Origin of the sequence: Thermus oshimai DSM 12092 (genome assembly GCF_000373145.1) — a bacterium.
Lineage (GTDB): Bacteria > Deinococcota > Deinococci > Deinococcales > Thermaceae > Thermus > Thermus oshimai.
Genome location: NZ_KB890603.1, coordinates 254,718 through 277,823 on the forward strand (window position 1 = coordinate 254,718; position 23,106 = coordinate 277,823).

The following is a 23,106-nucleotide window of genomic DNA, read 5'->3' on the forward strand; positions in this document are numbered from 1 at the left end:
GTAGGGGCCCCAGGCCATGGCCTCCTGATGTAGCCCCATCCCACCCATTCTAGAGGTCGGCCTCCCTGGGGTAAAGCCACTTTACCACCGCGATCTCCCGGCAGTTCTCGTAGAAGGGGCAGGCGTTGCACTCGCTCCACACCTTGGGGGGCAGGGCCTCCCGGGTGGTGACCTGGTAGCCGAGGCCCCGGAAGAAGCCCACCTGCAGGGTCCAGGCGAAGACCCGGGGCAGGCCCAGATCCCGGGCCTCCCGCTCCGCCGCTAGCACCAGCCAGCGCCCAAGGCCCTCCCCTTGCCTTGCCGGGTGGACGGCGAGGCCCCGGATCTCCCCCAGGTCCCGCCAGAGGACGTGCAGGGCCCCTGTGCCCACGATCTGCCCGTCCTCGTCCTCCAGGACGAAGAAGTCCCGGATGTTTTCGTAGAGGTGGCTGTGGCTCCGGACCAGCATCAGGCCCTTTTCCGCCCAGTAGCGGATGAGCCAGTAGATGGCGTCCACATCGGAAAGCCGGGCCTTCCTAAGCTCCACCCCCGCCCCCCGCCGCACCTCGGGGAGGGGATTCATTTCCTGGGGGGGTTTCTCCCTTTGGGGGAAGACCTTTAGTTCAAGCTCCTTCAAGCCCCACCTCCTTCCTGGCCTCCAAAACCCGTTCCCGCACCGCCTCCGGGGCCGTGCCCCCGTAGGACCCTCTCCGGTGGATGGCGGTCTCCAGCCGGAGGAGGGGCAGGGCGTCCTCGGCGAAGAGGGGGTGGTGGGCCCTAAGCTCCTCCAGGGTGAGGGCCTTCAGGGGGCGCCCCTCCTCGGAAAGCTTCCGCACCAGCCGCCCCACCACGTGGTGGGCCTCCCGGAAAGGAAGCCCTTTTTCCGCCAGGTAGTCCGCAAGCTCCGTGGCCAGGGCGTACCCCTCCTCCGCCGCCCGCCACATCCGGGCCCGGTTCCACTTAAGCCCTGGGAGGAGGGCCTTCAGGAGCCTCAGGCTATCCCGGTAGGTGGAAAGGGCATCCAGAAGGGGCTCCTTGTCCTCCTGGAGGTCCTTGTTGTAGGTGAGGGGAAGCCCCTTCACCACCGTGGAGAGGGCCACCAGCGCCCCCAAAACCCTTCCCGCCTTGGCCCGGATGAGCTCCAGGATGTCCGGGTTCTTCTTCTGGGGCATGATGGAAGACCCGGTGGCGAAGGCGTCGGGGATCTCCACGAAGCCGAACTCCTCGGTGCTATAGAGGATGAGCTCTTCCGAAAGGCGCGACAGGTGGAGCTGGCCGATGTTTAGGGCGGAGAGGACCTCGAGGGCGAAGTCCCGGGAGGCCACCGCGTCCAGGGAGTTCCGCATGGGGGCGCGGAAGCCAAGCTCTTTGGCGGTGAAGTGCCGGTCTATGGGGAAGCCCGTCCCCGCCAGGGCCGCGGCCCCCAAGGGGCTTTCGTTGAGCCTCTCCCGGGCGTCCTTTAGCCGCCCCTCGTCCCGGGAGAGCATCTCGTAGTAGGCCAAAAACCAGTGGGAAAGGAGGATGGGCTGGGCCCGTTGCAGGTGGGTGTAGCCGGGGAGGACATGGAGGGGTTCCAGGTGCCGCTCCGCCTCCGCCACCAGAACCCGCTTTAGGCCCCGGATTTCCTCCAAGAGCTCGTCCAGGGCACCCCGGAGGAAGAGCCGTAGGTCGGTGGCCACCTGGTCGTTGCGGCTCCGGGCGGTGTGGAGCTTGCCCCCAGGGGGGCCGATGAGCTCCACGAGGCGGGCCTCGAGGTTCATGTGCACGTCCTCCAGCTCCTCCCGCCAGGGAAAGGTGCCCCTTTCAATCTCCTCCTCAATCCGGTCCAGGCCCTGGAGGATGGCCTTTAGCTCCGCTTCCGAAAGGAGGCCCACCTTGTGGAGCATGCGGGCGTGCACCCGGTTTTGGAAGAGGTCTTCCCGCCAAAGGGCCCGGTCAAAGGGGAGGGAGGCGTTGAACCGGGCTGCGAGGGCGTCCGGCCCCTCGCTGAAGCGGCCGCCCCAGGTCCTATGCCCCATGCCCTTTGCCCTCCACCAGGGCCCTGACCCTAAGGCGCAGGGCCTGGATCTTGATGAACCCCTCCGCGTCCTTCTGGTTGTAGCCCCCCGCCTGGTCAAAGGACACCAGGTCCTTTCGGTAAAGGCTCTTTTCCGCCTTCCGGCCCACCACGTAGGCGTTCCCCTTGTAGAGCTTGAGCCGGGCCACGCCGGTCACGGCCTTCGCCACGTGGTCAAAGTAGGCCTGGAGGGCCTCCCGCTCGGGGGCGTACCAGAAGCCGTAGTAGACCAGCTCCGCGTACTTGGGGGAGAGGGCGTCCCGCTGGTGAAGGACCTCCCGGTCCAGGGTGAGGCTCTCCACCGCCCGGCGGGCGTGGTAGAGGAGGGTGCCCCCTGGGGTCTCGTAGACCCCGCGGGACTTTAGCCCCACGAAGCGGTTTTCCACCAGGTCCACCCGGCCCACCCCGTGCCGGCCCCCGATCTCGTTGAGCTTTTGGAGAAGGGCCGCGGGGGAAAGCCTCTCCCCGTTCACCGCCACCGGGTCCCCCGCCTTAAATGCGATCTCCACGTACTCGGGCTCGTCTGGGGCCTCCTCGGGGTCTTGGGTCATGCGGAACATCCCCTTAGGGGGCTCGGCCCAGGGGTCTTCCAGGACCCCGCCCTCGTAGGAGATGTGGAGGAGGTTGGCGTCCATGGAGTAGGGCTTTTCCTGGGTCACGGGCACGGGGATGCCGTGGGCCTCGGCGTAGGCCATCATCTCCTGCCGGCCCTGGAAGCTCCACTCCCGCCAGGGGGCGATGACCCGGATGTCCGGCTTTAAGGCGTAGGCGGTGAGCTCAAAGCGCACCTGGTCGTTCCCCTTGCCCGTGGCCCCGTGGGCGATGGCCTCTGCCCCTTCCTCCTCGGCGATCTTCACCAGGTACTTGGCGATGAGGGGCCGGGCGATGGAGGTGCCCAGGAGGTAGTAGCCTTCGTACACCGCCCCCGCGCGCATCATGGGGAAGACGAAGTCCCGCACGAACTCTTCCCGTAGGTCCAGGGCGATGGCCTTGGAGGCCCCGGTCCTTAGGGCCTTGAGGCGGGCCTCCTCCACCTCCTCCCCCTGGCCGATGTCCGCGGTGAAGGCGATGACCTCGGCCCCGTAGGTTTCCTTCAGCCACTTGAGGATGATGCTGGTGTCCAGCCCGCCGGAGTATGCCAGGACGATCTTCATGCCGACCCCATTCTAGCCCCTCGAGGGGGCGTGCATAAGTATACGACTTTTCCGCATCAAAAACAAGGTTAGGGGCCCGGTTCTTGACGAAATCGCCTGAATGAAAGTAGAAAACCCCCGGCGCAAGTGCCAAACGAGGAGGTCTGTTTATGGCCTACAGGTATCCAAGGTTCTGCGGGGAGGTTGCCTTATGAGGAAAGCCTTTTTACCACTTTTGATGGGGTTAAGCCTGCTTCTCACGGCCTGTCCGGGGCCAAGGAGCGCCCTCCCATCGGGTGACCACACCCTAAACGTAGCGGTGGTGAGCGAGGGAGCTGGGGCTCCGGTGCAGGGGACCACCTTGCGCCTATACCTCGAGAGGCTTCTCTTACGCACAGCCAGCGCCAATGCGGAAGGGCGCTTCACCTTTGACCGGCTCCCCGAGGGGGTCTATCGCCTCGAGGTCCAAAAGCCCGGTATGGCGGGGAGCGTGGTGGAGGGCATCCGTGTGCCGGATATGGACAGCATCACCGTCATCCAGAAGCCGGCCTTTGACCAAAGCGCCACCACCACCCCACCTACCCTGATCGTCACCCAAAACGGCACCGACCCTCTGGAGGGCCAGACCTTCACCAACGCCATCCCCTTCCGGGTCCAAGTGGACACCTCCAAGGACTACGTGAAGCCCATGCGCTACATCTACGTGGCCTTGGGCCGCACGCCGGGCGCGGCCTTCCTGACCCAAACCGCCACCTCCAGCCGGCGCCTCTTTACCGATACAGAGGACACCGATAACCAGACCCTCTCTGGTTCCCAAGTGGCTGGCTTCGGGGATGTGGACGGCGAGGAGGTGTACCTAGAAGTGGTGGCCTACGACTTCAACAACAACCGCAGCCACTACATCCTTCCCTTGACCTTTATCAATACCGCTTCTGCGCAGAACAATACGGTAAGCGCCCCTACTGGGGTGGCGGCCACGGCCATCACCCTGACCCAGGCCGTAGGCTTCTACAGCGTTAAGGCCCCCACGACCCTCACCGTGCCCCTGGGCAAGGGTCAGGTGGGGGAGATGCCCCTGGCGGCGCCCGAAGGGAGCAACCTCTACGTGGAGGTGCGTTGGTGCTACACGGCTTCCACGGTTCCCTTCGCCTTTGATATTGAGCGTTCTGAAGACGGCCAGAACTGGACCCGGGTGGGCACCGTGGGGGGTTCTCGAAGCAATAGCTGCCCCAGCAACGCCTTCAACCGCCCCTTCTACTTCCGGGATGCCTCTCCAGACCTCACCCCCGGCCAGACCTACTACTACCGGGTGGTGGCCCGGGGTGCCAACCGGGCGGAGAGCGCCCCCAGCTCCACCACCCCTTTGCCCCCCTTCTTCGCCCCCCTCGTGGCTCCCGCGGACGAGGCCAAGGACGTGTCTAAAACCCCAGACTTTGTCATCGGGCATCCGCAGCTGGATTTAGGCGCGGACGGAGCGGCGTACAACCTGGTCCTCTGGGACACCCTCACCGGGGACTGGGTAGCCTGGCAGACCTTAGGGGGGGGGCTCCTCCAGGTGGAGTTCGGTACAGGGGATCAGGGCAATGGGATTCTCCAAGGGGAGGCTCTGGTGTACGGATTCCTTGGCAACGTCCCCACGATTTACACGGATACGACGGATCCTAACAACCCCAACCTTGTACCCGTAAACGTATCCCAGGGCACCGTGACCCTGCCCTACAACTTTGACGGCTACGCCTCCTTGTCCGAGCTCCAGGCCTACCGAACCTATGCTTGGCAGCTTTATGCCAGCTTCGCCTACAAGTACAACCCGGAGGAAAACCGGATCTCCGCCTACAGCGTTCAGACCTGGCCCAGCTCTACCTCCTTTATCCGCCTAAGCCGCCCTGGGACCCAGGTCTTTGAGTTCACCACGGGGGAGTGAAACGATGAGGAAGGTGAATCTACGTCCCAATGGGCGGACTTGGCTGGTCACCCTTGGCTTGGCGCTCCTTCTTGGGGCCTGCACCCAGCCTACGGGCCGCGCTCCACAGGGGCCGGCCCAAGCGCCCGAGCTGGCTTCCCGTGAAGGGGTGACCTACGTTCAGGGCCAGGTGGTGGTGGCCTACCAGGAGGAAGGGGCCCTACAAGAGGCCATCCGTAGGCTAGGGGCAAAGGAAATCGCCCGGATTCCCGAGCTCAAGGCGGCCTTGCTCCAGGTGCCTGGCGATGCCTTGAAGGCTAGCCAGGCTCTTAAAGGGCTCCCCGGTCTTCGCTACGCCGAACCCCACCTGGCCATGGTTCAGGCCCCCAAAGACGATCCTGTGGAGCGGCTTGGCGGGGGTGGGAGCTTGGCCCCTTTGGGTAACCCAGCCGACCAGGTCTTTGACGAGCTTCCCCAGTACGCCCTAGACCCCCGGCACCTGGACGCCAAAGGGGCTTGGGACCGCGGCTTCATGGGCGAGGGGGTGACGGTGGCCATCATTGATGACCCCGCGGACGTCACCCACCCCGACCTGGCGGCCAACTGGGCGGGAAGGGCCTATGACCCGGTAACCGATACCACCTACACCTCCGCCCAAGACTGGCTGAACTTTATCCAGGGCTTAGGGGCTTTGGGGGAGACCTACCACGGCACCTTTGTGGCCTCCACGGTGAGCGCCCCCAAGGACGGCCAGGGGATTGCCGGGCTGGCCCCCAGGACCAAGTTCCTGCCGGTGGCCATCTTCCAGCCGGGCTATGTGGGGGACTTCTACGTGGCCCGGGGGGTGGTCTGGGCGGTGAACCGGGGGGCCCAGGTGCTCAACAACTCCTGGGGTGGCCTAGGGTACGGGAACCTGGTGAAAGAGGCCTTTGACTACGCCCTGGCCAACAGTGTGGTGGTGGTGGCCAGCGCTGGGAACTCCTACAAGGACGAGGTCCGCACCCCCGCGGGCTATCCCGGCATCATCGCCTCGGCTGCCGCGGACGGCAATCGGAACAAGACCGATTTCTCCACCTACGGCCGCCACGTTTCCAGCGCCGCTCCTGGTCTAGACGTGCTCCTTGCCAACCCCACCTGGCTTGGGGGCGGGTACGGCCTTATCTCCGGCACCTCCTTCTCCGGCCCCTACACCGCCGCGGCCGCGGCCCTGGTGAAGGCGGCCTGCCCCGAGGCCACCCCCTACCAGGTACGCCGGGCCCTGGAGACCACCACCTGGGAGCGGCGCTTCACCCGGGAGAAGGGCTGGGGCCATCTGAACGCCCGCAACCTGGCGGACCTCCTGGCCCAGGGGTGCGGCGCCCTGCCCCAGAAGGGCTCGGTGGTGCGGGTCAAGGTGGAGTACCAGAACGAGCGGGGCACCTTCCCGGGCCTTTTCGCGGACGTGATCCTCCGGGGGCGGGGCCTCCGCCCTGGGGACCCCACGGACCCTACGCCCATGTACTGGGCCAAGACGGACGCGAGCGGAGAGGCCTGGTTCTACGAGATCGCCCCCGGTACCTACGATATCTACGTGGCCGGCGCGGATCTGGCCCTCACCGGCGGCCTGCCGGAGGAGCGGGGGATCTTCGTGGGCACCCTGGTGGCCACCCCTGGTTCCAGCGCGGGGCAGCCGGACTACAAGCCGGTGCGCCTCTTGGCCACGGAGGTGGACCTCAACCCCACGGACCCCTACGAGCCCAACGACACCCGGGCGCAGGCCGCGCCCATCGCCTACGGCCAGACCACCCAAGTGGCCTACATCTTCGGCCAGCCCCAGGACTACGACTTCTTCGCCTTCACAGGGACCGCGGGGGACCAGATCCGGGCCCGGGTGTACGCCCGCTCCAGCCTGGGGGGCACCCTGGACTCCTACCTCTACCTCCTGGACGGCAACGGCAACGTGCTGGCCCAGAACGATGACCTTGTCCCCGGGCAGATCACGGATTCCGAGATCACCTACACCCTGCCCGCGGACGGGACGTACTATCTGGTGGTGACGAGCTACACCATCGCCGAAGGCGGTGAGGACAACAACCCCTTCAACAAGTACCGCCTCGAGCTCCAAGGTACGTCGGCTCCCTAGCCTGGAAACGATTGGACCCCGGGGGCGCTCCCCCCGGGGTCTTTACCTTGGGGCTTAAAGGTGAATCGGCCTCTCCCACGCCGCCAGGGCGGCCTCCTTGAGGATCTCGGAAAGGGAAGGGTGGGCGTGGGGGGCGCGGCCCAGGTCCTCGGCGCTGGCCTTGAAGAAGATAGCTAGAGCGGCCTCCGCCAGCACGTCCCCCACCCGGGCCCCGATGCCGTGGACCCCCAGGATGCGGTCCGTGTCCCGGTGGGCCAGGACCTTGACGAAGCCCTCCGTCTCCCCCATGGCCCGGGCCCGGCCGGAGGCGGAGTAGGGGAACCGGCCCACCTTGTAGGGGATGCCCTGGGCCTTAAGCTCCTCCTCCGTGTACCCCACCCCCGCCACCTCGGGGTGGGTGTAGACCACGCTGGGGATGGCCAGGTAGTCCACGTGGCCCACCCCCGTGGCCATGTGCTCCACCGCGGCGATGCCCTCCTCGCTGGCCTTGTGGGCCAGCATGGGCCCCCGGATCACGTCCCCGATGGCGTAGATGTGGGGGTGTTTGGTCCTCAGGTGCCCGTCCACGGGGATGCGGCCCCGCTCGTCCGTGGAAAGCCCCGCCGCCTCCAGGCCAAGGCCGTCCGTGTAGGGCCGCCGCCCCACGGCCACGAGGACCCGGTCGGCCCAAAGGGCCTCGCCCCCCTCGAGCTCCACCCGGGCCCCTTTCCCCTCAGGGGCCACCCGCACCACCCGCACCCCGGTGCGGATCTCCAGGCCCTCCTTCTTGAAGATCTTTTCCGCCGCCCGGGAAAGCTCGGCGTCCATGGTGGGGAGGATGCGGTCCATGTACTCCAGCACGGTGACCTTGGCCCCGAGCCGGTGCCAAACCACCCCGAGCTCGAGGCCGATCACCCCGCCCCCCACCACGACGAACCGCTCGGGCACCTCCGGGAAGCTCAGGGCCTCGGTGGAGGTCACCACCCGCTCGTAGTCCACCTCCGCCCAGGGGGGGATGAGGGGGGCGCTCCCCGTGGCGATGAGGAGGTACCGCCCTTCCAGGACCTCCCCCGTCTCCGCCACCTCCACCTTCTTCTCGGAAAGGAAGCGGGCCGTGCCCAGGTGGCGGGCGATGCCGTTTTTCTTGAAGAGGAACTCAATCCCCTGGGTGTTGGCCTGGACCACCTTGTCCTTGTGGGCGAGAAGGGCCCCTAGGTCTAGGCTGAAGCCCTCCACCTTGAGCCCAAGAAGGCCCTTTTTCACCTCGTAGATGCGCTCGGTGGTCTCCAGGAGGGCCTTGGAGGGGATGCACCCCACCCTTAGGCAGGTCCCCCCCAGGGCCTTCTCCTTCTCCACCACCCCCACCTTCATCCCCAGCTGGGCCGCCCGGATGGCCGCCACGTACCCCCCGGGGCCGGCCCCGATGACCAGGAGGTCGTACACCTCACACCTCCAGGAGGAGCCGCACGGGGTTTTCGATGAGCTCCTTCACCCGGCGGAGGAAGGTCACCGCCTCCCGACCGTCCACGATGCGGTGGTCGTAGGAGAGGGCCAGGTACATCATGGGCCTTATCACCACCTGCCCCTCCCGGGCCACGGGGCGCTCCTGGATGGCGTGCATGCCCAGGATGCCCACCTGGGGCGGGTTCAGGAGGGGGGTGGAGTTGAGGGAGCCGTAGATCCCCCCGTTGGTGATGGTGAAGGTGCCCCCCATGAGCTCCTCGGGCTTGAGCTTCTTGGTGCGGGCCCGTTCGGCGAAGTCCGCGATCTGCCGTTCAATCTCCGCGAAGGAAAGCCGGTCCGCGTCCCTTAGGACGGGCACCACCAGGCCCTCGCCGCCCCCCACGGCGATGCCGATGTCGTAGTAGCGGTGGTAGACGATGTACCCGTCCCGGATCTCCGCGTTGAGCTCGGGGATCTCCTTCAGGGCCTGGACCACCGCCTTCACGAAGAAGCTCATGAAGCCCAGCTTCACCCCGTGCTTCTTCTGGAAGGCCTCCCCGAGCTCCTTCCTCAAGGCGATGACCGCGGACATGTCCGCCTCGTTGAAGGTGGTGAGCATGGCCGTGGTCTGGCGGGCCTGGAGGAGCCTTTCCGCGATGCGGCGGCGCAGGGGGGTCATGGGCACGGCCTCGTCCACCCGCCAGGGCTTCTCCGCAGGGGGTGCGGTGGGGGGCGGCGGGGTCTGGACAGGGGGTGGCGGGGGCGGGGCGGGTTCGGGCCTGGGGGCGGTTTCCAGGTGGCGGAGGACGTCCTCCTTCAGGATCCGCCCGCCGAGGCCCGTGCCGGGGACCGCCTCGGGGGCCACGCCCTTTTCCGCCATGAGCCTCTCGGCCGCGGGCATGGCCAGGGGGCCTTCCGCCTCCCGGGCCTCCTCAGGCTTGGGCGCGGGGGCGCTTTGGGCTGCCCCCTCCTCCAGGAGGGCGATGGCCTCCCCCACCCGGGCCGTCTCCCCGGTGCGCTTCAAGATCCGCTTCAGCGTGCCCGCGAAGGGGGCGGGAAGCTCCAAGGTGGCCTTGTCGGTGATGAGCTCCACCAAGGGCTCATCCTGCCGGAAGGCCTCGCCCTCCTTCTTGAGCCAAGCGCCGATCTCCACTTCCACGATGGACTCGCCCACAGAGGGCACCACGAGCTCTTTCACTTAGGACCTCCTTACCTAAAGGCCTCTTCCAAGAGGGCTTCCTGCTCCTTCTTGTGCACCTTGGAGGAGCCCACCGCGGGGCTTGGGGACTCGGGCCGGGCCACCACGCGGAAGGGGTGGCCGAAGATCTCCCCGCAGAAGCGGGCCTGGAGGTACCACCAGGCCCCCTGGTTTACCGGCTCCTCCTGGACATAGACTACGGGGGTTTTCTTGGGGTAGGGCGAAAGGGCTTCCTTAAGCTCCTCCTCCGGGAAGGGGTAGAGGAGCTCCAGCCGGAGGATGGCCACGTCCTCCGCCCCAAGCTCCCGGCGCTTGGCGAGGAGTTCGTAGTAGACCTTGCCCGAGGTGAGGAGGACCTTCCGCGCCCCCTTCACCTTCTCCCCGATGACCTTCTGGAAGCGGCCCGAGGCGAGCTCCTCCAGGGGGGAGACCGCCTCGGGGTGGCGGAGGAGGCCCTTGGGGGTCATGACGATGAGGGGCTTGCGCAGGGGGCGCTTCACCTGGCGGCGGAGGAGGTGGAAGTACTGGGCGGGGGTGGTGGGGTAGGCCACCTGGAGGTTGTCCTGGGCCCCAAGCTGGAGGAAGCGCTCCAGGCGGGCGGAGGAGTGCTCGGGGCCTTGGCCCTCGAGGCCGTGGGGGAGGAGGAGCACCAGCCCCGAAAGCCGGTTCCACTTGGCCTCCGCGCTGGCCAGGAACTGGTCTATGTACACCTGGGCCACGTTGACGAAGTCCCCGAACTGGGCCTCCCAGAGGATGAGGCCCTCGGGGTAGTCCAGGCTGTAGCCGTACTCAAAGCCCAAGACCCCGGCCTCGGAGAGGGGGGAGTTGTGGATCTCCACCTCCGCCTGGCCCGCCTCTAGGTGCTGGAGGGGGAGGTAGGGGGCGCCGGTCTCGTAGTCAAAGAGGGCGGCGTGGCGCTGGGTGAAGGTGCCCCTTAGGGCGTCCTGGCCCGTGAGGCGCACCCGGTGCCCCTCCACCGCCAAGGAGGCGAAGGCCAGGGCCTCCGCCGTGGCCCAGTCCAGGGGGCGCTTCTCCTCGGCCATCTCCAGGCGGGCCTCCAGGAAGCGCTTGAGCTTGGGGTGCAGGCGGAAGCCCTCCGGCAGGGCGGTGAGGCGCCTTAAGAGGTCCTTCAGCCTTTCCTTGGGCACCCCGGTGTCCGCCTCGGGCACCAGGCGGTCCGGCCCCCCTACGTAGCCCTTCCAGATGCCGGAAAGCCCGTGGGGGATCACGGGGCCGGGCTCGGCCTTGACCCGGGCGAACTCCGCCTCGAGGCGCTCCAGGTACCCTTCCCGCATGGCCTTTAGGGCCTCCTCCGTGACCACCCCCTCACCCTTAAGGACCTCCGCGTAGACCTTCCAGGGTTCGGGCTTTTTGGCGATGAGGGCGTACATGGGGGCCTGGGTGAAGGTGGGCTCGTCCGTCTCGTTGTGCCCCCGGCGGCGGTAGCCCACGAGGTCCAGGACCACGTCCTTGCCGAAGCGCTGGCGGTAGGCCAGGGCCAGCCTGAGGATGAACCAGAGGGCGTCCAGGGCCTCGGCGTTCACGTGGAAGATGGGGGCCCCGATCATCTTGGCGATGTCCGTGGGGTAGCGGCCGGAGGTGTACTCCGAGGGGAGGGTGGTGAAGCCCAGCTGGTTGTTGGCCACCACGTGCAGGGTCCCCCCCACCCGGTAGCCGGGCAGGCCGGAGAGGTTGAGGGTTTCCTGGACGATCCCCTCCCCGATGAAGGCCGAGTCCCCGTGGACCAGGATGGCGAGGCCCTTTTTCCTTTCCCGGTCCCCGAAGCGGTCCTGCTTGGCGCGAAGCCTTCCCAGGGTCACGGGGTTCACGAACTCCAGGTGGCTGGGGTTGAAGGCCAGGGAGACGTGCACCGGGCCGTAGGGGGTTTCCTGGTCCGAGGAGAAGCCCAGGTGGTACTTCACGTCCCCCGCGTAGCCCTCGGGGAAGATCTCCTCAAACTCGCGGAAGATGCGCTCCAGGGGCTTGCCCGCCACGTGGGCCAGGACGTTGAGCCGCCCCCGGTGGGCCATCCCTAAGACCACCTCCCGCACCCCAAGCCGGGCGGCCTCCAAGACCGCTTCCTTGAGGAGGGGGATGAGGCTTTCCAGGCCCTCGGCGCTGAAGGTCTTGGCCCCCAGGTACTTCTTCTGCAGGAACTCCTCAAAGAGGCTGGCCTGGAGGAGGGCCTCCAGGAGGCGGCGCCGGGTTTCGGGGTCCGGCTTGGGCCAGGGGGCCTCCAGGGCCTCCCGGAGCCACTCGGCCTCCTCGGGCTCCACGTGGGCGAGCTCTATGCCCACGGGGCCCAGGTAGACCGCCTCCAGCCTCTCCAGAAGGGCCCTTAGGGTGGGGGCGCCGAAGGTGGGGGGGAGGGGGCGGTCCAGGTCGGCGGGGCCCAGGCCGTGGGCCTCGAGGCTTAGGGCCCGGGGCCTGGGCCGGGGCCGCCCCAAGGGGTCAATCTGGGCCGCCAGGTGGCCCTGGGTGCGGTAGGCCTCCACCAGGCGGGCCACCTTTAGGAGGAAGGCCCCCTCCTCCGGCGCCAGGGTGGGGGAGGGGGCTTCTCTTCGTCGTCCGTCCTCCAGGGTGAGGCTGGAGAAGTACCGCCGCCACTCTTCCGGAAGGGCGAAGGGGTCCTCCAGGTAGGCCCGGTAGAGGGCCTCCAGGTAACCTTGGCTTTCCAGCGTGAGCTCCATCTTGCCTCCCAAGGGGGGATACCCCCTTCACTAAACTACACCAAAAACCGGTGTAGGGGCCCCGCCCCTTTACAATGGGGGCATGGTGGAGAGAGCGCGGCACGAGGGGGTCCTCCTCCTCACCCTGAACCGGCCCGAGAAGCTGAACGCCCTTACCGGGGCCCTTCTGGACGAGCTCTACGCCGCCCTGGAAGAGGCCCGGGAGGACGGCGCGGTGCGGGCCCTCCTCCTCACGGGGGCGGGCCGGGCCTTCTCCGCGGGGCAGGACCTCGGGGAGTTTGGGGAGGAGAAGCCCGACTACGAGGGCCACCTCCGCCGATACAACCGGGTGGTCCTGGCCCTCGCCACCCTGGAGAAGCCCGTGGTGGTGGCGGTGAACGGGGCGGCGGCGGGGGCGGGGATGAGCCTCGCCCTCTGGGGGGACCTGCGCCTGGCCGCGGCGGGGGCCACCTTTTCCACCGCCTTCGTGCGCATCGGCCTGGTGCCGGACTCGGGCCTAAGCTTCCTCCTGCCCCGCCTGGTGGGGCTTTCCAAGGCCCAGGAGCTCCTCTACCTCTCCCCCAGGCTCTCCGCGGAGGAGGCTTTGGCCTTGGGCCTCGTCCACCGGGTGGTGCCTGCGGAGCGCCTCTTGGAGGAGGCCCTTAGGATGGCCCGGGAGCTCGCGGAGGGCCCCACCCGGGCGCTCGGCCTCACCAAGAAGCTCCTCCTGGAAAGCTTCCGGCTCTCCCTGGAGGAGGCCTTGGGCCTCGAGGCCGTCCTCCAGGGGGAGGCGGGGCGCACCCTGGACCACGAGGAGGGGGTGCGGGCCTTTAGGGAGAAGCGCCCGCCCCGTTTCCAGGGCCGATGATCCGCCACCTTAAGGGGAAGGTCCTCTTCAAGGAGGAGGGGGGGTTCGTCCTGGAGGTGGGGGGGGTGGGGTTTTTCCTCCAGGCCCCCGAGCCCTTCCTGCGGGAGGTGAGGGAGGGGGAGGAGGTTTCCGTCCACACCCACCTCCTCGCCAAGGAGGAGGGCCTTTTCCTCTACGCCTTCCCCGACGGGGAGAGCCACCGCCTCTTCGGGCTTCTCCTTTCCGTCTCCGGCGTGGGGCCCAAGGTGGCCCTGGCCCTCCTCTCCGCCCTGGGGCCGAGGCTTTTGGCCCAGGCCCTTTCCGAGGGGGACGTGAAGCTCCTCACCTCCGCCAGCGGGGTGGGGAAGAGGCTGGCGGAAAGGATCGCCTTGGAGCTCAAGGGGAAGGTGCCCCCGGTGGCCGCCCCGGCGGTCCAGGGGGCGGCGGTGGAGGAGGCCGTCCTCGCCCTCCTGGCCCTGGGCTTCCGCGAGGGGGCGGCCCGGGCGGCGGTGCTGGAGGCCCTTTCCAAGGCCCCTTCCGCCAAGGCCCAGGAGCTCATCAAGGAGGCCCTTAAACGGCTCCGCTGAGGGCCTCCAGGAGGTTTTCTACCCTTTGGTGGGGGGGAAAGCGGGGGTCAAAAGGCCTATACCCCCGGTCCACCCAGACCGCCCGCACCCCCGCCCTTAGGGCCCCCTGGATGTCCCGTTCGGGGTTATCCCCCACCATGACCGCCTCCTCCGGCCCCACCCCGAAGGCGCAGAGGGCCATGCGGAAGGGCCTGGGGTCGGGCTTGCCCAGGCCGATCTCCCCCGAGACCAACACCAGGTCAAAGGCTTCCTGAAGTCCCGCCCCTACGAGCTTCTCCCGCTGGAGGTCGGGGACGCCGTTGGTGAGGAGGGCGAGGTGGGCCCCCCGCGCCTTTAGGGCCTTCAGGAAGGCCTCCGTCTCCGGGAAGAGGGGGTAGCGCCGCCTCCTCTGGAAGAAGGCCTCCGCCACCTCCTCCGCCCGCTCCACGGGGCCCCCTAGAGCCTTTAGGGCCTCGGCGAAAACCCCTTTTCGGAAGCGGGGGGCCCACGCCGCCAGGGCCTCGAGGCCCGGGGTGCTGTAGCGGGCCCAAAGGGCTTCCAAAGCCGAGTGGCCGATGGCCTCCGCCCAGGGGTGGAAGGGGCTTTCGCGGAAGAGGGCCTCCGCCTTTTCCTTCACCGCGGGGAAGAGGCCATGTACCCCCACCTCCTCCCCCAAGGCCTCCAGGACCTCCCGGCTCACCGCGTGGTCCTGGAGAAGGGTGTCGTCCAGGTCCAGGATCCAGAGCCTCATCCTTCCCGCACCAGAACGGGGTTCCCCCCGGGGTCAAAGAGGAGGAGCTGGCCCGGGGCCTCCTGGAAGGGGAGGCCGTACTTGGAAAGGCGCACCTTCTCGTGCTCGAGGCTTTCCACCAGGAGGACGAGCCGCCCCTCCTCCACCCTAAGCCGGGCGAACCCCTCCCCCTCGGGCCGGGGCCGGGGGGGGCCCGCCTCCACGCCCCCCTCCCCCGGCCTCAGGAGGAGGAGGGGGCCTTCCTTGGGGGCGAGGAGGGCCTCTTTGGGGAGGAGCTCCTCCAAGGCCAGGCCCAGGGCCTGGTAAAAGCCCACCGCCTCGGCGATCTCGGGCACGTGCGCCACCACGGTCTCCGTCATAGGCTCCTCAGGAAGGCGCGGAGGTCATTCTCGTCCCCGATGGGCCTTAGAAGGGCCAGGTCCTCGGGGGCGATCTCCCCGTGGGGCCTTAGGAGGGAAAGCCAGTAGGGGTCCACCCCCAGGGGCCGCCCCAGGCCCCGCCTGAGGTAGAGGAGGTTCCAGGCCAGGGTGAGCTCCGCCAGGGTGCCCACCCCTCCGGGAAAGGCCAGGTAGCCTTGGCCCAGGTCCAGAAGCCGGGCGATCCTTTGGGGGAGGGTGGCCGCGGGGAACTCCAGGTCCACGTAGGCGCTCGGCCCCTTCCGCTCGGGGAAAAGGGCGGGGGCGGTGACCCCCACCACCAGCCCCCCCTGGGCCTTCACGCCCCGGGCCAGGGCCTCCATCCCCCCCTGGTAGCCTCCACAGGCCAGGCCAAACCCCTCCTCCGCCAGCACCTCCCCGTAGCGGTGGAGCTTCCGGTAGAGGGGGTCTTCCGGCAGGAGGCGGGAGGAGGCGAAGGCGGCGATGAGGCGCATTTAGCGGCAGCGCACCACCAAGACGGGCACGGAGACCCGGTGGAGGACCCCCTCCGTCACCGAGCCCAGGAGGAGCTTGTCCAGCCCCGTGCGCCCGTGGGTGCCCATGACCACTAGGTCAAACCCCTTGGCCGCCTCCACGATGGTGGGGATGGGCACCCCCTCTTTGAGCTCGCTCGTGGCCTCCACCCCCTTTTCCGCGGCCATGGCCTCCGCCTTCTTCAGGGCCTCCTCCCCCGCCCGCTTGAGGTCCTCCAGGAGCTCCAGGCCGTAGGGGACGCTCTCCGGGGTGATCCAGATGGCCTGGGCGGGGTTTTCCAGGACGTAGAGGAAGTGCACCTTGGCCCCCAAGGCCTTGGCCAGGTCCAGGCCGTGGCCCACCGCCTGGAAGCTGCAGGGGCTGCCGTCAATGGGCATGAGGATCCTTCCGTACATGGCTTCCTCCTAAGGGCATCATACCCCAAGGCGTAGACTGGGGCCTATGTGGATCTACGGGCGCAACCCGGTCCTCGAGGCCCTCAAGGAGGGCCGGGCGCGGCGGGTCCTGGTGGCGAGGGGGGTGGAGGGCTGGCTCCTACAGGAGCTTTCGCGGCTGGGGGCGGAGTACACCCTGGTCCCCCGCATCGAGCTGGACGTGCTCCTCAAGACCACCCACCACCAGGGGGTGGCCGCGGAGGTGGAGGAGCCCCGCTACGCCACCCTGGAGGAGGCGTTGGGCTTCGCCGAGGCCCGGGGGGAGGTCCCCCTCCTGGTGGCCCTGGATGGGGTCACCGACCCCCGCAACTACGGGGCCATCCTGCGCACCGCCTTGGCCCTGGGGGCCCACGGGGTGGTTTCGGAAGAGCGGCGCTCGGCCCCCCTTTCCCCCCTGGCCCTGAAGGCCAGCGCGGGGGCGGCCTTCAAGCTCCCCATCGTCCGGGTGAAGAACCTGCCCCGGGCCCTGGGCCTCCTCAAGGAGCGGGGCCTTTGGGTCTACGGCCTGGACGTGGGGGGGGAGAAGACCCTGGGGGCGCTGGACCTCGCCCGGCCCCTGGTCCTGGTGGCGGGGTCGGAGGGGGAGGGGATGCGGCGGCTGGTGCGGGAGCGTTGCGACGAGCTCTTCCGCATCCCCATCCGCCCCGAGGCGGAGTCCTTGAACGTGGGGGTGGCGTTGGGCATCGCCCTTTACGGGGTGGGCCAGGCCCGGGGTGTAGGATAACCCCATGGACTGGGTGCGGCTTCTCTCCCGCCTGGTGCAGGCGGAAAGCCTCCCGGGGGGGGAGGGGGAGGCGGCGGGCCTCCTCCTGGAGGCCCTGAAGGGCCTGGGCCTCGAGGCCCATCTGGACGAGGCGGGGAACGTGGAGGCCCTTCTTGGGGAAAGGGAGCCCGAGGTGGTCCTCACCGGGCACATGGACGTGGTCCCCGTGGGGGACCCCCTCCACTGGCCCCACCCCCAGGGGGCCGTGGTGGGGGAGGCCCTTTGGGGCCGGGGGGCGGTGGACATGAAGGGGGCCCTGGTGGCCATGCTCCTGGCCCTGAAGGCCCTCCAGGGGAGGCCCCTTAAGGGGCGGGTGCGCTTTCTGGCCACCGTCCAGGAGGAGGTGGGGGGCCTGGGGAGCCGCTTCGCCGCAGAAAGGCTTTCCCCCTTGGCCTTCATCCTGGGGGAGCCCTCCATGGGGCGGCTCATGCGGGGCCACCGGGGGCGGGCGGAGATCTGGGTGGACTTTGAGGGGGAGGAGGCCCACGCGGCCCTGGCGGGCCCGGAAAACCCCCTCTTTGACCTGGCGGACTACCTCCTGGCCCTGAAGGACCTCCCCCTTCCCCCTGGCCTCAAGCTCACCCCCACGGGGGTGGCGGCCTACCCCGGGGCCCGCAACCAGACCCCGGGGGTGGTGCGCCTCTACCTGGACGTGCGCTACGAGCCCGAGGCCGACCCCCAGGCCCTCCTCCCCCGCCTCCAGGCCCTGGGCCCGGCCTCCGTCTACATCCCCGAGGAGGAGCGGGCCTCGGGGGAGGTGCGCCTTACCCTCCCCGCCCTCTGGCCCCCCTACCGCCTGCCGGAGGACCACCCCCTCCTCCTTTTGGCTCTCAAGGCTCTCGGCCAGGAGGAGGCGGGGCTTTGGCCCTTCACCACCGACGCCCCCTACCTGGGGGCCAGGGCCCCCGTCTTGGGCTTGGGCCCCGGGGACCCCGCCCTGGCCCACACCCCGAGGGAGCACATTCCCCTAAAGGCGGTGGAGGAGGCCGCGGGGGCCTACGCCCGCCTGGTGGAGGCTTTATGGAACGCCGCGTAGTGGCCGGTACCCCTTACCGCAGGCTCCTCACCGCCCCCAGGCCCGTGGCCGAGGGGCTTAGGGCCAGGCTGGAGGCGGGGGGCATCCCCGTGCTCCTGGAAACCCCCTTTTCCGACCTCCCCGAAAGCTACCTGGGCACCTACATGGGGGACGTGACCCTGTGGGTGCCCGAGGGGCTTTTGGCGGAGGCGGAGGCCCTTTTGGAGGAGGGGATCCCATGACGGTGGTGGGGCTGGACCTGGGGGGGACCAAGATCGCCGCGGGGGCCTTTGACGGGGAAAGGCTCCTTTCGGAGGTGGTCCTCCCCACCCCCAAGGAGGGGGGGATGCGGGTGGTGGAGGCTCTGGCGGAGGCCGCCCTACGGGCGGAGGCCGAGGCCGGGGTGCGGGCGGAGGCCTTTGGGCTTGGCACCCCGGGGCCTTTGGACTTCGCTAGGGGCCTCATCCGCTTCACCCCCAACATCCCGGGCCTTAAGGACTTCCCCATCCGGGACCTCCTGAGGGAAAGGCTTGGCCGCCCCGTCCACTTGGAAAACGACGCCAACGCCGCCGCCCTCGCCGAGCACCACCTGGGGGCGGCCCGGGGGGAGGAGAGCTCCCTCTACCTCACCGTGTCCACGGGGATCGGGGGCGGGGTGGTCCTGGGGGGGCGGGTCCTCCGGGGGGTGCGGGGGCAGGGGGGGGAGCTCGGCCACATCACCCTCCTCCCCGGGGGGCCCGCCTGCGGGTGCGGCCTCGAGGGCTGCCTCGAGGCCCTGGCCGCGGGCCGGGCCCTGGAGCGGGAGGCGGGCTACGCCTACGGGCTTCTGGTGGACACCCGCGAGCTCTTCCGCCGCTATGGGGCGGGGGACCCCAAGGCGGAGCGCATCCTCCTCCAGGCCGCCCGCTACGTAGGCCTGGGCCTGGCCAGCCTGGTGAAGGCCTTTGACCCCGGGGCGGTGGTGGTGGGCGGGGGGGTGGCCCTGAACGCCCCCGAGGGCTACTGGCAGGCCCTGGAGGGGGCCTACCGCCATTACCTTCAGGGCTGGGAGGTGCCCCCCCTCCGGAAGGCCCTTTTGGGAGCCCGGGCGGGGCTTCTGGGGGCGGCCCTCACGGCGTATCTTGAGGGGGATGGAGCTCGGTAAGGCCCTTTTGGTCCTTGGGCTTTTCCTCGCCCTTCTTGGGGTTATCCTCCTCTACTTCCCCAAGCTCTTCGCCTGGTTCGGCCACCTTCCGGGGGATATCCGCATTGAGCGGGAGGGGGTAAGGGTGTACATCCCCCTAACCTCCTCCCTCCTCCTCTCCCTTTTCCTTTCCCTCCTCCTCTACCTCCTGGGCCGCCGCTAGGGGGTAGGCGGGAAGGGTCCCGGGGCGCAAGGCGTGGAGGGCCAGGCGGAAGGCCACCACCCCGGGGCCTTCCACCTTAAGCCGCACCCGCCCCCGGGGGAGGAGGAAGCGGTAGAGGAAGGTGGGGAGGAGGGGGAGGAGGAAAAGCCCCCCCTCAGAGGTGGCCTCTGCCCCCACCCAGAGGAGGGCCTGGGCGTGGGGGGTTTCCAGCCGGAGCCGGGGCTTGGGGCCTTCCTGAAAGAAGGCCGCCTGGCCGGAGAGGACCAGCACCCCCTCCTCCAGGAGGCCCAGGTCCAGGTAGGCGGTTTCCCCAGGCTCCAAAAGGGGGGCCACCCAGCCCTCCCCTTCCGCCTCGAGGCCCTCCTCCCCCTCGGGGCAGAGGGCCCGTTCGGGGCCCAGCCCCACCCGGCGCTCAAGGGGGGGAGGCCCGGGGGCCAGGGCCAGCCGGGCCTCCTTGGGCAGGTGGGGGAGGAGGTCTCCCACCTCCCCCCCACCCCTTTGCCGGTGGTAGAGCTCCAAAAGGGTCAGCCCCGCCAGGGCCAGGGTTAGGGCGGCCAGGGCGTGGAGCTTGACCCGCTGGCCGGAGGGGAGGATCTGGTAGAGGAGGTGCCGCTCCCACTCCCGGGCGAAGCGCCACCCCTCCCGGTAGCAGAGCCAGCCCTTCCGCTCCAGCTCCTCCAGATGGGGCAGGGCCTCCAGGGCCTGGAGAAGGGGTTCGGGGATGGGCCCGGGCTGGATGGCAAGCCTTTCCAGGGCCTCCCGGGCGGGCCGGCTCAGGTAGCGGGCCCGGAACCGGAGCTGGGCCAGGGTGCGCTGGGGGATGCCCGGGGCCTGGAGGAGCTCCCGCAGGGCCTCGGGCTCCCCGCCCCCTTCCAGGTAGATCCGCCCCGCCTGGGAGAAGGAAAGCCCCCTCAGGACCCCCTGCTGGGCTTCTTGGAACGTGAGGGGCTTCAGGGCCACCACCCGCATCCTCTCCGCGGGGTAGCGGGCCCGCAACTCCAGAAGGAGGCGGGGGTCCTCCCCGGGGTCCACCCCCAGGACGTAGAGGGTCTTGGTGTCCCCCAGGATGGCCTCGGCCCCTTCGGGAAAGGGGGCCTCCAGGTAGCGCACGCCCCCCCGCCCCACCCCCAGGTGGAAGGGCAGACGTAGGGCCTCCGCCAGGGCCTGGGCCAACTCCTTCCGCCCCGAGGCCTGGGAGCCCAGGAGGACCAAGAGGGCCGGGGGGCGGAGGGCAGAGAGGGCCTTCAGGAGCCCCGCCCGGTCGGGGGGCGGGGGCGGGGGGGTGAAGCGGCGCTCCAGCACCCAGTCCGCGAACCCCGGGATGGCCTCGAGGCCCTCCAGGATCTCCCCCTCCCCCTTCGTTTCCAGGGCGATCCACTCCGGAAGGACCAGGGGGTCCTGCCCCTCGGGGAAGAGGGGGCGGCCCAGGGCGGCTTTCAGGCGGTGGAGCTCCACCCGCAGGTTGTTCAGGCCCTGGGGGTGGCCGTAAAGGAGGTCCGCCAGGAGGACCCGGGTGGTGGGGCCTTCCAGGGCCAGGTAGTAGAGGAGGGCCAGGCCCTTTAGGGGCACCCGCACCGGCCGCCCTCCTTTTAAAAGCCGGGGCGGGCCGAAAAGGGGCAGGGTGTAAAGGCAGGTGTTACTCATGAATAAAAAGGCATTACGGCCTTAGGGCTCATCTTAGCACAGAACCCCCGGGGTGCTTCCATAAGGGTCTGGGCACCGGTAACGGCCGGGTAACGCCCTTTTGGGTACTCTCATCTCGCCTTCAGGGGCCACCACCCCATGAAGGCGGATTAAGGAGGAGATTTATGCGGAAGATTTTGGTAGCGGCATTGGCCCTGGCCCCCCTGGCCTTGGCCCAGCAGGTGAGCCCCACCACGGGGAACGGCCCCGACGCCTACGCGAAGGGCGAGAACTCCGCGGCGGTGAACCAGGTCATTGAGCTCATCCTCCCCAAGGCCACGGCCCTCCACCTGGACGTCACCACCTTGACCTTTGACCTGACCAGCCTGGACGGGGCGCAGTGGCCCAACTCCACGCCGGACTTCGGCAACCAGATGGTGTGCGTCTACGGCCTCACCGACCAGGACGTCAAGACCCAGCTGGGGGACAACTTCTACAACCAGGTCCAGACCCTCCCCCTGGGCACCAGCTACTCTGCGGCCCAGTGGCCCTACATCGCCATCAACGGCGGCGGTCCGGTCACGGCCTACCCCCCCATCAAGCTGGACAAGGACGGACAGCTGGTCCCGGGAAGCAAGAACCACTTCGTCTGCTACCGCACCTTCATCCTGCAGAAGTTCTCCAACGGCAAGAGGTGGGAACTCCAGGTGAGCCGCAACGACCCCCAGGGCGCGCAAGGGATCCAGCACCTCTACATCCAGGACAACCCCTGCGACACCTTCGGCGCGGCCACGGGGCTTTACGAGCTCCCCAACGGGGCGAGCCTCCAGCTGGTGCCCAAGAACCTGCAGGCGGGCCCCACGGGCTCAAGGAGCGGCAACAACCCCCAGCGGTGCGGCTACAAGAGCTGGCTGGATGACCTGGTCGTGGTGGCGGTCAAGGTCAACAGCGATCTCTGGGGCAAGAGCACCGCGAACTTGACCTACACCCTGGCCACCACCGCCTGGTAGGCCGAGGGGGGCCTGGCCCTAAAGGGCCAGGCCCCACCCCTAAGCGCCATGAAGCGAATCCTCTTTACCCTCCTCCTCCTCCCCTGGCCCGTCCTGGGCCAGAGCACCTTAGGGGTGGAACCCCCCGTCTCCCTGAGGGAGGCGGCCCCCGGCCAGACCCTGACCCTGGACCTCAAGGTGCACAACGTGGGGGTGCGGCCGGTGCGGGTGCGGGTGAGCCTGGGGGACTGGACCTACGACCCCTTGGGGAACATCCAGTTCCTTCCCCCGGGCACCCTCAAGGAAAGCGCCAGCCGCTTCGCCGCCTTCAGCCCCGGGGAGCTCAGCCTGGCGGCCAAGGCCTCGGGGACCCTCACCTACACCCTCACCCTCCCCAGGGAGATGGCCCCCGGCTCCTACTGGGGCGTGCTCTTCCTGGAAGGGGAGGACCCCAACCCCCCGCCCGGGGTGCCCCTGGCCGTCTTCAAGGTGCGCATGGCCCACGTCTTCTACGTGAACATCCCCCCCATTCGCCAGGGGGGGCGGATCCTGGGCCTCCTGCCCACCCCCCCCAAGGCCCCGGAGGACCCCTACCGCTTCGCCGTCCAGTACCAGAACACGGGGAACGCGGCCCAGAAGCTCTCCGGCCGCTTTGAGGTCCGGGACCAGGGGGGGCGCACCGTGGCCCAGGTGGAGATAGAGGAGGTGGTGGTCCTCCCCGGGGCGGTGCGGGTCCTTCCCGTGACCCTAGTGGGCCCTCTGCCTCCCGGGAGCTACACCGCCCTCGTGGTCTTGAACTACGGCGACCCCGCCAAGGACGTGGCCGCGGACCAGCCCTTTACCCTGAAGACCCCCCTGGCCGCCCCCAAGGCGCCCCAGGAGGGGCAAGGAGGTGCCCCATGAGGCTACCAGCCCTTCTCCTTCTCCTTTCTTCCGCCTGGGCCCAGGCCACCTGGATCGTCCAGACCCTGATCCCAGAGACCATCGCCATCCGCACCCCCACGGTGGAGATCGCCTTTGACCTGAAGGACTACCCCCCCAAAAGCTTCCCCGCCCAGTACCCGGCGAGCTTCCCTGAAGGGGTGTTCCCCGTCCAGGTCTACGCCAACGCCCCCGGGGTCTGGAGCCTGCTCCTGCAGATCCCCGACCTCAAGGACCCCACCGGGGAGGTGGTCCTGCCCGCGCGCCAGATCCTCTACCGGGTGAACGGGGGGCTTTGGCTGCGGGCGGATGGCACGCCCCAGATCCTCTACACCCAAGCGGGGCCCACCCCGGGCTGGCTGGAACTCAGGCTGGAGTTCGCCCTGGAGCTTTTGGGAACCGAGCGGGCCGGGCGCTACGCCGTCCAGGCCCTGATCACCGCCCTAAGGCAGCCTTAA

23 protein-coding genes are annotated in these 23,106 nt (G+C 68.9%); 12 read left to right on the forward strand and 11 right to left on the reverse strand.

All coding sequences use genetic code 11. From position 1 onward, the window contains the following. Positions 1-49: 49 nt before the first annotated feature. The 3 genes from B043_RS0103675 to B043_RS0103685 are packed head-to-tail and all read right to left on the reverse strand — an operon-like array spanning position 50 to position 3,189. Entirely contained in the window at positions 50-562 is a 513-nt protein-coding gene (locus tag B043_RS0103675) for an N-acetyltransferase (RefSeq protein ID WP_026234112.1), read from the reverse strand. A gap of 40 nt (positions 563-602) precedes the next feature. Then, complete coding sequence (argH, locus tag B043_RS0103680; protein WP_018460983.1) at positions 603-1,997, reverse strand: argininosuccinate lyase; 1,395 nt, start codon at positions 1,995-1,997, stop codon at positions 603-605. Beyond that, on the reverse strand, positions 1,987-3,189 hold the full coding sequence (locus B043_RS0103685; RefSeq protein ID WP_018460984.1) for an argininosuccinate synthase: 1,203 nt from the start codon (positions 3,187-3,189) through the stop codon (positions 1,987-1,989). The genes argH and B043_RS0103685 overlap by 11 nt, the downstream gene beginning before the upstream one ends. Positions 3,190-3,406: 217 nt before the next feature. Between B043_RS0103685 and B043_RS0103690 the strand changes: the two genes are divergently transcribed. Both B043_RS0103690 and B043_RS0103695 read left to right on the forward strand, forming a co-directional pair. After that, positions 3,407-5,092, forward strand: a complete 1,686-nt coding sequence (locus B043_RS0103690; RefSeq protein ID WP_245538870.1) for a carboxypeptidase-like regulatory domain-containing protein — start codon at positions 3,407-3,409, stop codon at positions 5,090-5,092. 4 nt (positions 5,093-5,096) lie between these two features. Next, entirely contained in the window at positions 5,097-7,193 is a 2,097-nt protein-coding gene (locus B043_RS0103695) for a S8 family serine peptidase (RefSeq protein ID WP_026234114.1), read from the forward strand. Between the two features lie 54 nt (positions 7,194-7,247). On the opposite strand, the gene lpdA is transcribed toward B043_RS0103695, so the two are convergent. The 3 genes from lpdA to B043_RS0103710 are packed head-to-tail and all read right to left on the reverse strand — an operon-like array spanning position 7,248 to position 12,503. Beyond that, the gene (lpdA, locus tag B043_RS0103700; RefSeq protein ID WP_018460987.1) at positions 7,248-8,615 is read right to left on the reverse strand and encodes a dihydrolipoyl dehydrogenase; all 1,368 of its coding nucleotides are present in this window, start codon (positions 8,613-8,615) and stop codon (positions 7,248-7,250) included. A gap of 1 nt (position 8,616) precedes the next feature. Further along, the gene (gene odhB, locus B043_RS0103705; RefSeq protein ID WP_018460988.1) at positions 8,617-9,813 is read right to left on the reverse strand and encodes a 2-oxoglutarate dehydrogenase complex dihydrolipoyllysine-residue succinyltransferase; all 1,197 of its coding nucleotides are present in this window, start codon (positions 9,811-9,813) and stop codon (positions 8,617-8,619) included. 11 nt (positions 9,814-9,824) lie between these two features. Then, the gene (locus B043_RS0103710) at positions 9,825-12,503 is read right to left on the reverse strand and encodes a 2-oxoglutarate dehydrogenase E1 component (protein ID WP_016328416.1); all 2,679 of its coding nucleotides are present in this window, start codon (positions 12,501-12,503) and stop codon (positions 9,825-9,827) included. Positions 12,504-12,585: 82 nt separating this feature from the next. Between B043_RS0103710 and B043_RS0103715 the strand changes: the two genes are divergently transcribed. Together B043_RS0103715 and ruvA are read left to right on the forward strand one after the other, a co-directional pair. Further along, a complete protein-coding gene (locus tag B043_RS0103715) occupies positions 12,586-13,350 on the forward strand; it encodes an enoyl-CoA hydratase-related protein (protein WP_016328417.1) in 765 nt (254 codons plus the stop codon). Then, entirely contained in the window at positions 13,347-13,916 is a 570-nt protein-coding gene (ruvA, locus tag B043_RS0103720; protein ID WP_016328418.1) for a Holliday junction branch migration protein RuvA, read from the forward strand. The genes B043_RS0103715 and ruvA overlap by 4 nt, the downstream gene beginning before the upstream one ends. Here the strand turns inward: ruvA and B043_RS0103725 are convergent. The 4 genes from B043_RS0103725 to B043_RS0103740 are packed head-to-tail and all read right to left on the reverse strand — an operon-like array spanning position 13,900 to position 15,952. Beyond that, positions 13,900-14,646, reverse strand: coding sequence for an HAD family hydrolase (locus B043_RS0103725; RefSeq protein WP_018460989.1), 747 nt, complete (start codon positions 14,644-14,646; stop codon positions 13,900-13,902). The two genes, ruvA and B043_RS0103725, sit on opposite strands and share 17 nt — an antisense overlap. Continuing rightward, positions 14,643-15,005 carry a hypothetical protein gene (locus tag B043_RS0103730; RefSeq protein WP_016328420.1) on the reverse strand — a complete coding sequence of 121 codons (363 nt, stop codon included), beginning with the start codon at positions 15,003-15,005 and terminating at the stop codon, positions 14,643-14,645. Before B043_RS0103730 ends, B043_RS0103725 begins: the two co-directional genes overlap by 4 nt. Further along, positions 15,002-15,517: an LOG family protein gene (locus tag B043_RS0103735; RefSeq protein ID WP_018460990.1), complete on the reverse strand. Its 516-nt coding sequence runs from the start codon at positions 15,515-15,517 to the stop codon at positions 15,002-15,004. The genes B043_RS0103730 and B043_RS0103735 overlap by 4 nt, the downstream gene beginning before the upstream one ends. Further along, positions 15,518-15,952: a universal stress protein gene (locus B043_RS0103740; protein ID WP_018460991.1), complete on the reverse strand. Its 435-nt coding sequence runs from the start codon at positions 15,950-15,952 to the stop codon at positions 15,518-15,520. Positions 15,953-15,998: 46 nt separating this feature from the next. On the opposite strand from B043_RS0103740, the gene rlmB reads away from it, so the two are divergent. From rlmB to B043_RS0103765, 5 genes are read left to right on the forward strand one after another with little or no spacing between them, the layout of a single operon-like run. Next, positions 15,999-16,715 carry a 23S rRNA (guanosine(2251)-2'-O)-methyltransferase RlmB gene (rlmB, locus tag B043_RS0103745; protein WP_018460992.1) on the forward strand — a complete coding sequence of 239 codons (717 nt, stop codon included), beginning with the start codon at positions 15,999-16,001 and terminating at the stop codon, positions 16,713-16,715. Positions 16,716-16,719: 4 nt separating this feature from the next. Next, positions 16,720-17,790 (forward strand): M20 family metallopeptidase, encoded by a 1,071-nt coding sequence (locus tag B043_RS0103750; RefSeq protein ID WP_018460993.1) that lies wholly within the window; start codon positions 16,720-16,722, stop codon positions 17,788-17,790. Next, positions 17,775-18,011, forward strand: coding sequence for a hypothetical protein (locus B043_RS0103755; RefSeq protein ID WP_016328425.1), 237 nt, complete (start codon positions 17,775-17,777; stop codon positions 18,009-18,011). The genes B043_RS0103750 and B043_RS0103755 overlap by 16 nt, the downstream gene beginning before the upstream one ends. Beyond that, the gene (locus B043_RS0103760) at positions 18,008-18,913 is read left to right on the forward strand and encodes a glucokinase (protein WP_018460995.1); all 906 of its coding nucleotides are present in this window, start codon (positions 18,008-18,010) and stop codon (positions 18,911-18,913) included. The genes B043_RS0103755 and B043_RS0103760 overlap by 4 nt, the downstream gene beginning before the upstream one ends. Then, on the forward strand, positions 18,900-19,115 hold the full coding sequence (locus tag B043_RS0103765; RefSeq protein ID WP_018460996.1) for a DUF2905 domain-containing protein: 216 nt from the start codon (positions 18,900-18,902) through the stop codon (positions 19,113-19,115). Before B043_RS0103760 ends, B043_RS0103765 begins: the two co-directional genes overlap by 14 nt. Here the strand turns inward: B043_RS0103765 and B043_RS0103770 are convergent. Beyond that, positions 19,050-20,759 carry a hypothetical protein gene (locus B043_RS0103770; protein ID WP_018460997.1) on the reverse strand — a complete coding sequence of 570 codons (1,710 nt, stop codon included), beginning with the start codon at positions 20,757-20,759 and terminating at the stop codon, positions 19,050-19,052. The two genes, B043_RS0103765 and B043_RS0103770, sit on opposite strands and share 66 nt — an antisense overlap. A gap of 164 nt (positions 20,760-20,923) precedes the next feature. On the opposite strand from B043_RS0103770, the gene B043_RS0103775 reads away from it, so the two are divergent. From B043_RS0103775 to B043_RS0103785, 3 genes are read left to right on the forward strand one after another with little or no spacing between them, the layout of a single operon-like run. Continuing rightward, positions 20,924-21,748 (forward strand): hypothetical protein, encoded by an 825-nt coding sequence (locus B043_RS0103775; RefSeq protein ID WP_026234115.1) that lies wholly within the window; start codon positions 20,924-20,926, stop codon positions 21,746-21,748. A 48-nt stretch (positions 21,749-21,796) separates the two neighbouring features. Beyond that, on the forward strand, positions 21,797-22,630 hold the full coding sequence (locus B043_RS0103780) for a hypothetical protein (RefSeq protein ID WP_018460999.1): 834 nt from the start codon (positions 21,797-21,799) through the stop codon (positions 22,628-22,630). After that, positions 22,627-23,106 carry a hypothetical protein gene (locus B043_RS0103785; protein ID WP_016328431.1) on the forward strand — a complete coding sequence of 160 codons (480 nt, stop codon included), beginning with the start codon at positions 22,627-22,629 and terminating at the stop codon, positions 23,104-23,106. Before B043_RS0103780 ends, B043_RS0103785 begins: the two co-directional genes overlap by 4 nt.

Bases quoted from the DNA above. Each gene is read 5' to 3' on its own strand.
- B043_RS0103765 (WP_018460996.1), top strand. From the start codon at position 18,900: ATGGAGCTCGGTAAGGCCCTTTTGGTCCTTGGGCTTTTCCTCGCCCTT.
- B043_RS0103775 (WP_026234115.1), top strand. From the start codon at position 20,924: ATGCGGAAGATTTTGGTAGCGGCATTGGCCCTGGCCCCCCTGGCCTTG.
- B043_RS0103725 (WP_018460989.1), bottom strand. From the start codon at position 14,646: ATGAGGCTCTGGATCCTGGACCTGGACGACACCCTTCTCCAGGACCAC.
- ruvA (WP_016328418.1), top strand. From the start codon at position 13,347: ATGATCCGCCACCTTAAGGGGAAGGTCCTCTTCAAGGAGGAGGGGGGG.
- B043_RS0103785 (WP_016328431.1), top strand. From the start codon at position 22,627: ATGAGGCTACCAGCCCTTCTCCTTCTCCTTTCTTCCGCCTGGGCCCAG.
- B043_RS0103685 (WP_018460984.1), bottom strand. From the start codon at position 3,189: ATGAAGATCGTCCTGGCATACTCCGGCGGGCTGGACACCAGCATCATC.
- B043_RS0103735 (WP_018460990.1), bottom strand. From the start codon at position 15,517: ATGCGCCTCATCGCCGCCTTCGCCTCCTCCCGCCTCCTGCCGGAAGAC.
- B043_RS0103755 (WP_016328425.1), top strand. From the start codon at position 17,775: ATGGAACGCCGCGTAGTGGCCGGTACCCCTTACCGCAGGCTCCTCACC.
- B043_RS0103695 (WP_026234114.1), top strand. From the start codon at position 5,097: ATGAGGAAGGTGAATCTACGTCCCAATGGGCGGACTTGGCTGGTCACC.
- B043_RS0103770 (WP_018460997.1), bottom strand. From the start codon at position 20,759: ATGAGTAACACCTGCCTTTACACCCTGCCCCTTTTCGGCCCGCCCCGG.
- B043_RS0103760 (WP_018460995.1), top strand. From the start codon at position 18,008: ATGACGGTGGTGGGGCTGGACCTGGGGGGGACCAAGATCGCCGCGGGG.
- B043_RS0103710 (WP_016328416.1), bottom strand. From the start codon at position 12,503: ATGGAGCTCACGCTGGAAAGCCAAGGTTACCTGGAGGCCCTCTACCGG.
- B043_RS0103715 (WP_016328417.1), top strand. From the start codon at position 12,586: ATGGTGGAGAGAGCGCGGCACGAGGGGGTCCTCCTCCTCACCCTGAAC.
- rlmB (WP_018460992.1), top strand. From the start codon at position 15,999: ATGTGGATCTACGGGCGCAACCCGGTCCTCGAGGCCCTCAAGGAGGGC.
- B043_RS0103690 (WP_245538870.1), top strand. From the start codon at position 3,407: ATGGGGTTAAGCCTGCTTCTCACGGCCTGTCCGGGGCCAAGGAGCGCC.
- B043_RS0103675 (WP_026234112.1), bottom strand. From the start codon at position 562: ATGAATCCCCTCCCCGAGGTGCGGCGGGGGGCGGGGGTGGAGCTTAGG.
- B043_RS0103750 (WP_018460993.1), top strand. From the start codon at position 16,720: ATGGACTGGGTGCGGCTTCTCTCCCGCCTGGTGCAGGCGGAAAGCCTC.
- B043_RS0103740 (WP_018460991.1), bottom strand. From the start codon at position 15,952: ATGTACGGAAGGATCCTCATGCCCATTGACGGCAGCCCCTGCAGCTTC.
- B043_RS0103780 (WP_018460999.1), top strand. From the start codon at position 21,797: ATGAAGCGAATCCTCTTTACCCTCCTCCTCCTCCCCTGGCCCGTCCTG.
- B043_RS0103730 (WP_016328420.1), bottom strand. From the start codon at position 15,005: ATGACGGAGACCGTGGTGGCGCACGTGCCCGAGATCGCCGAGGCGGTG.
- argH (WP_018460983.1), bottom strand. From the start codon at position 1,997: ATGGGGCATAGGACCTGGGGCGGCCGCTTCAGCGAGGGGCCGGACGCC.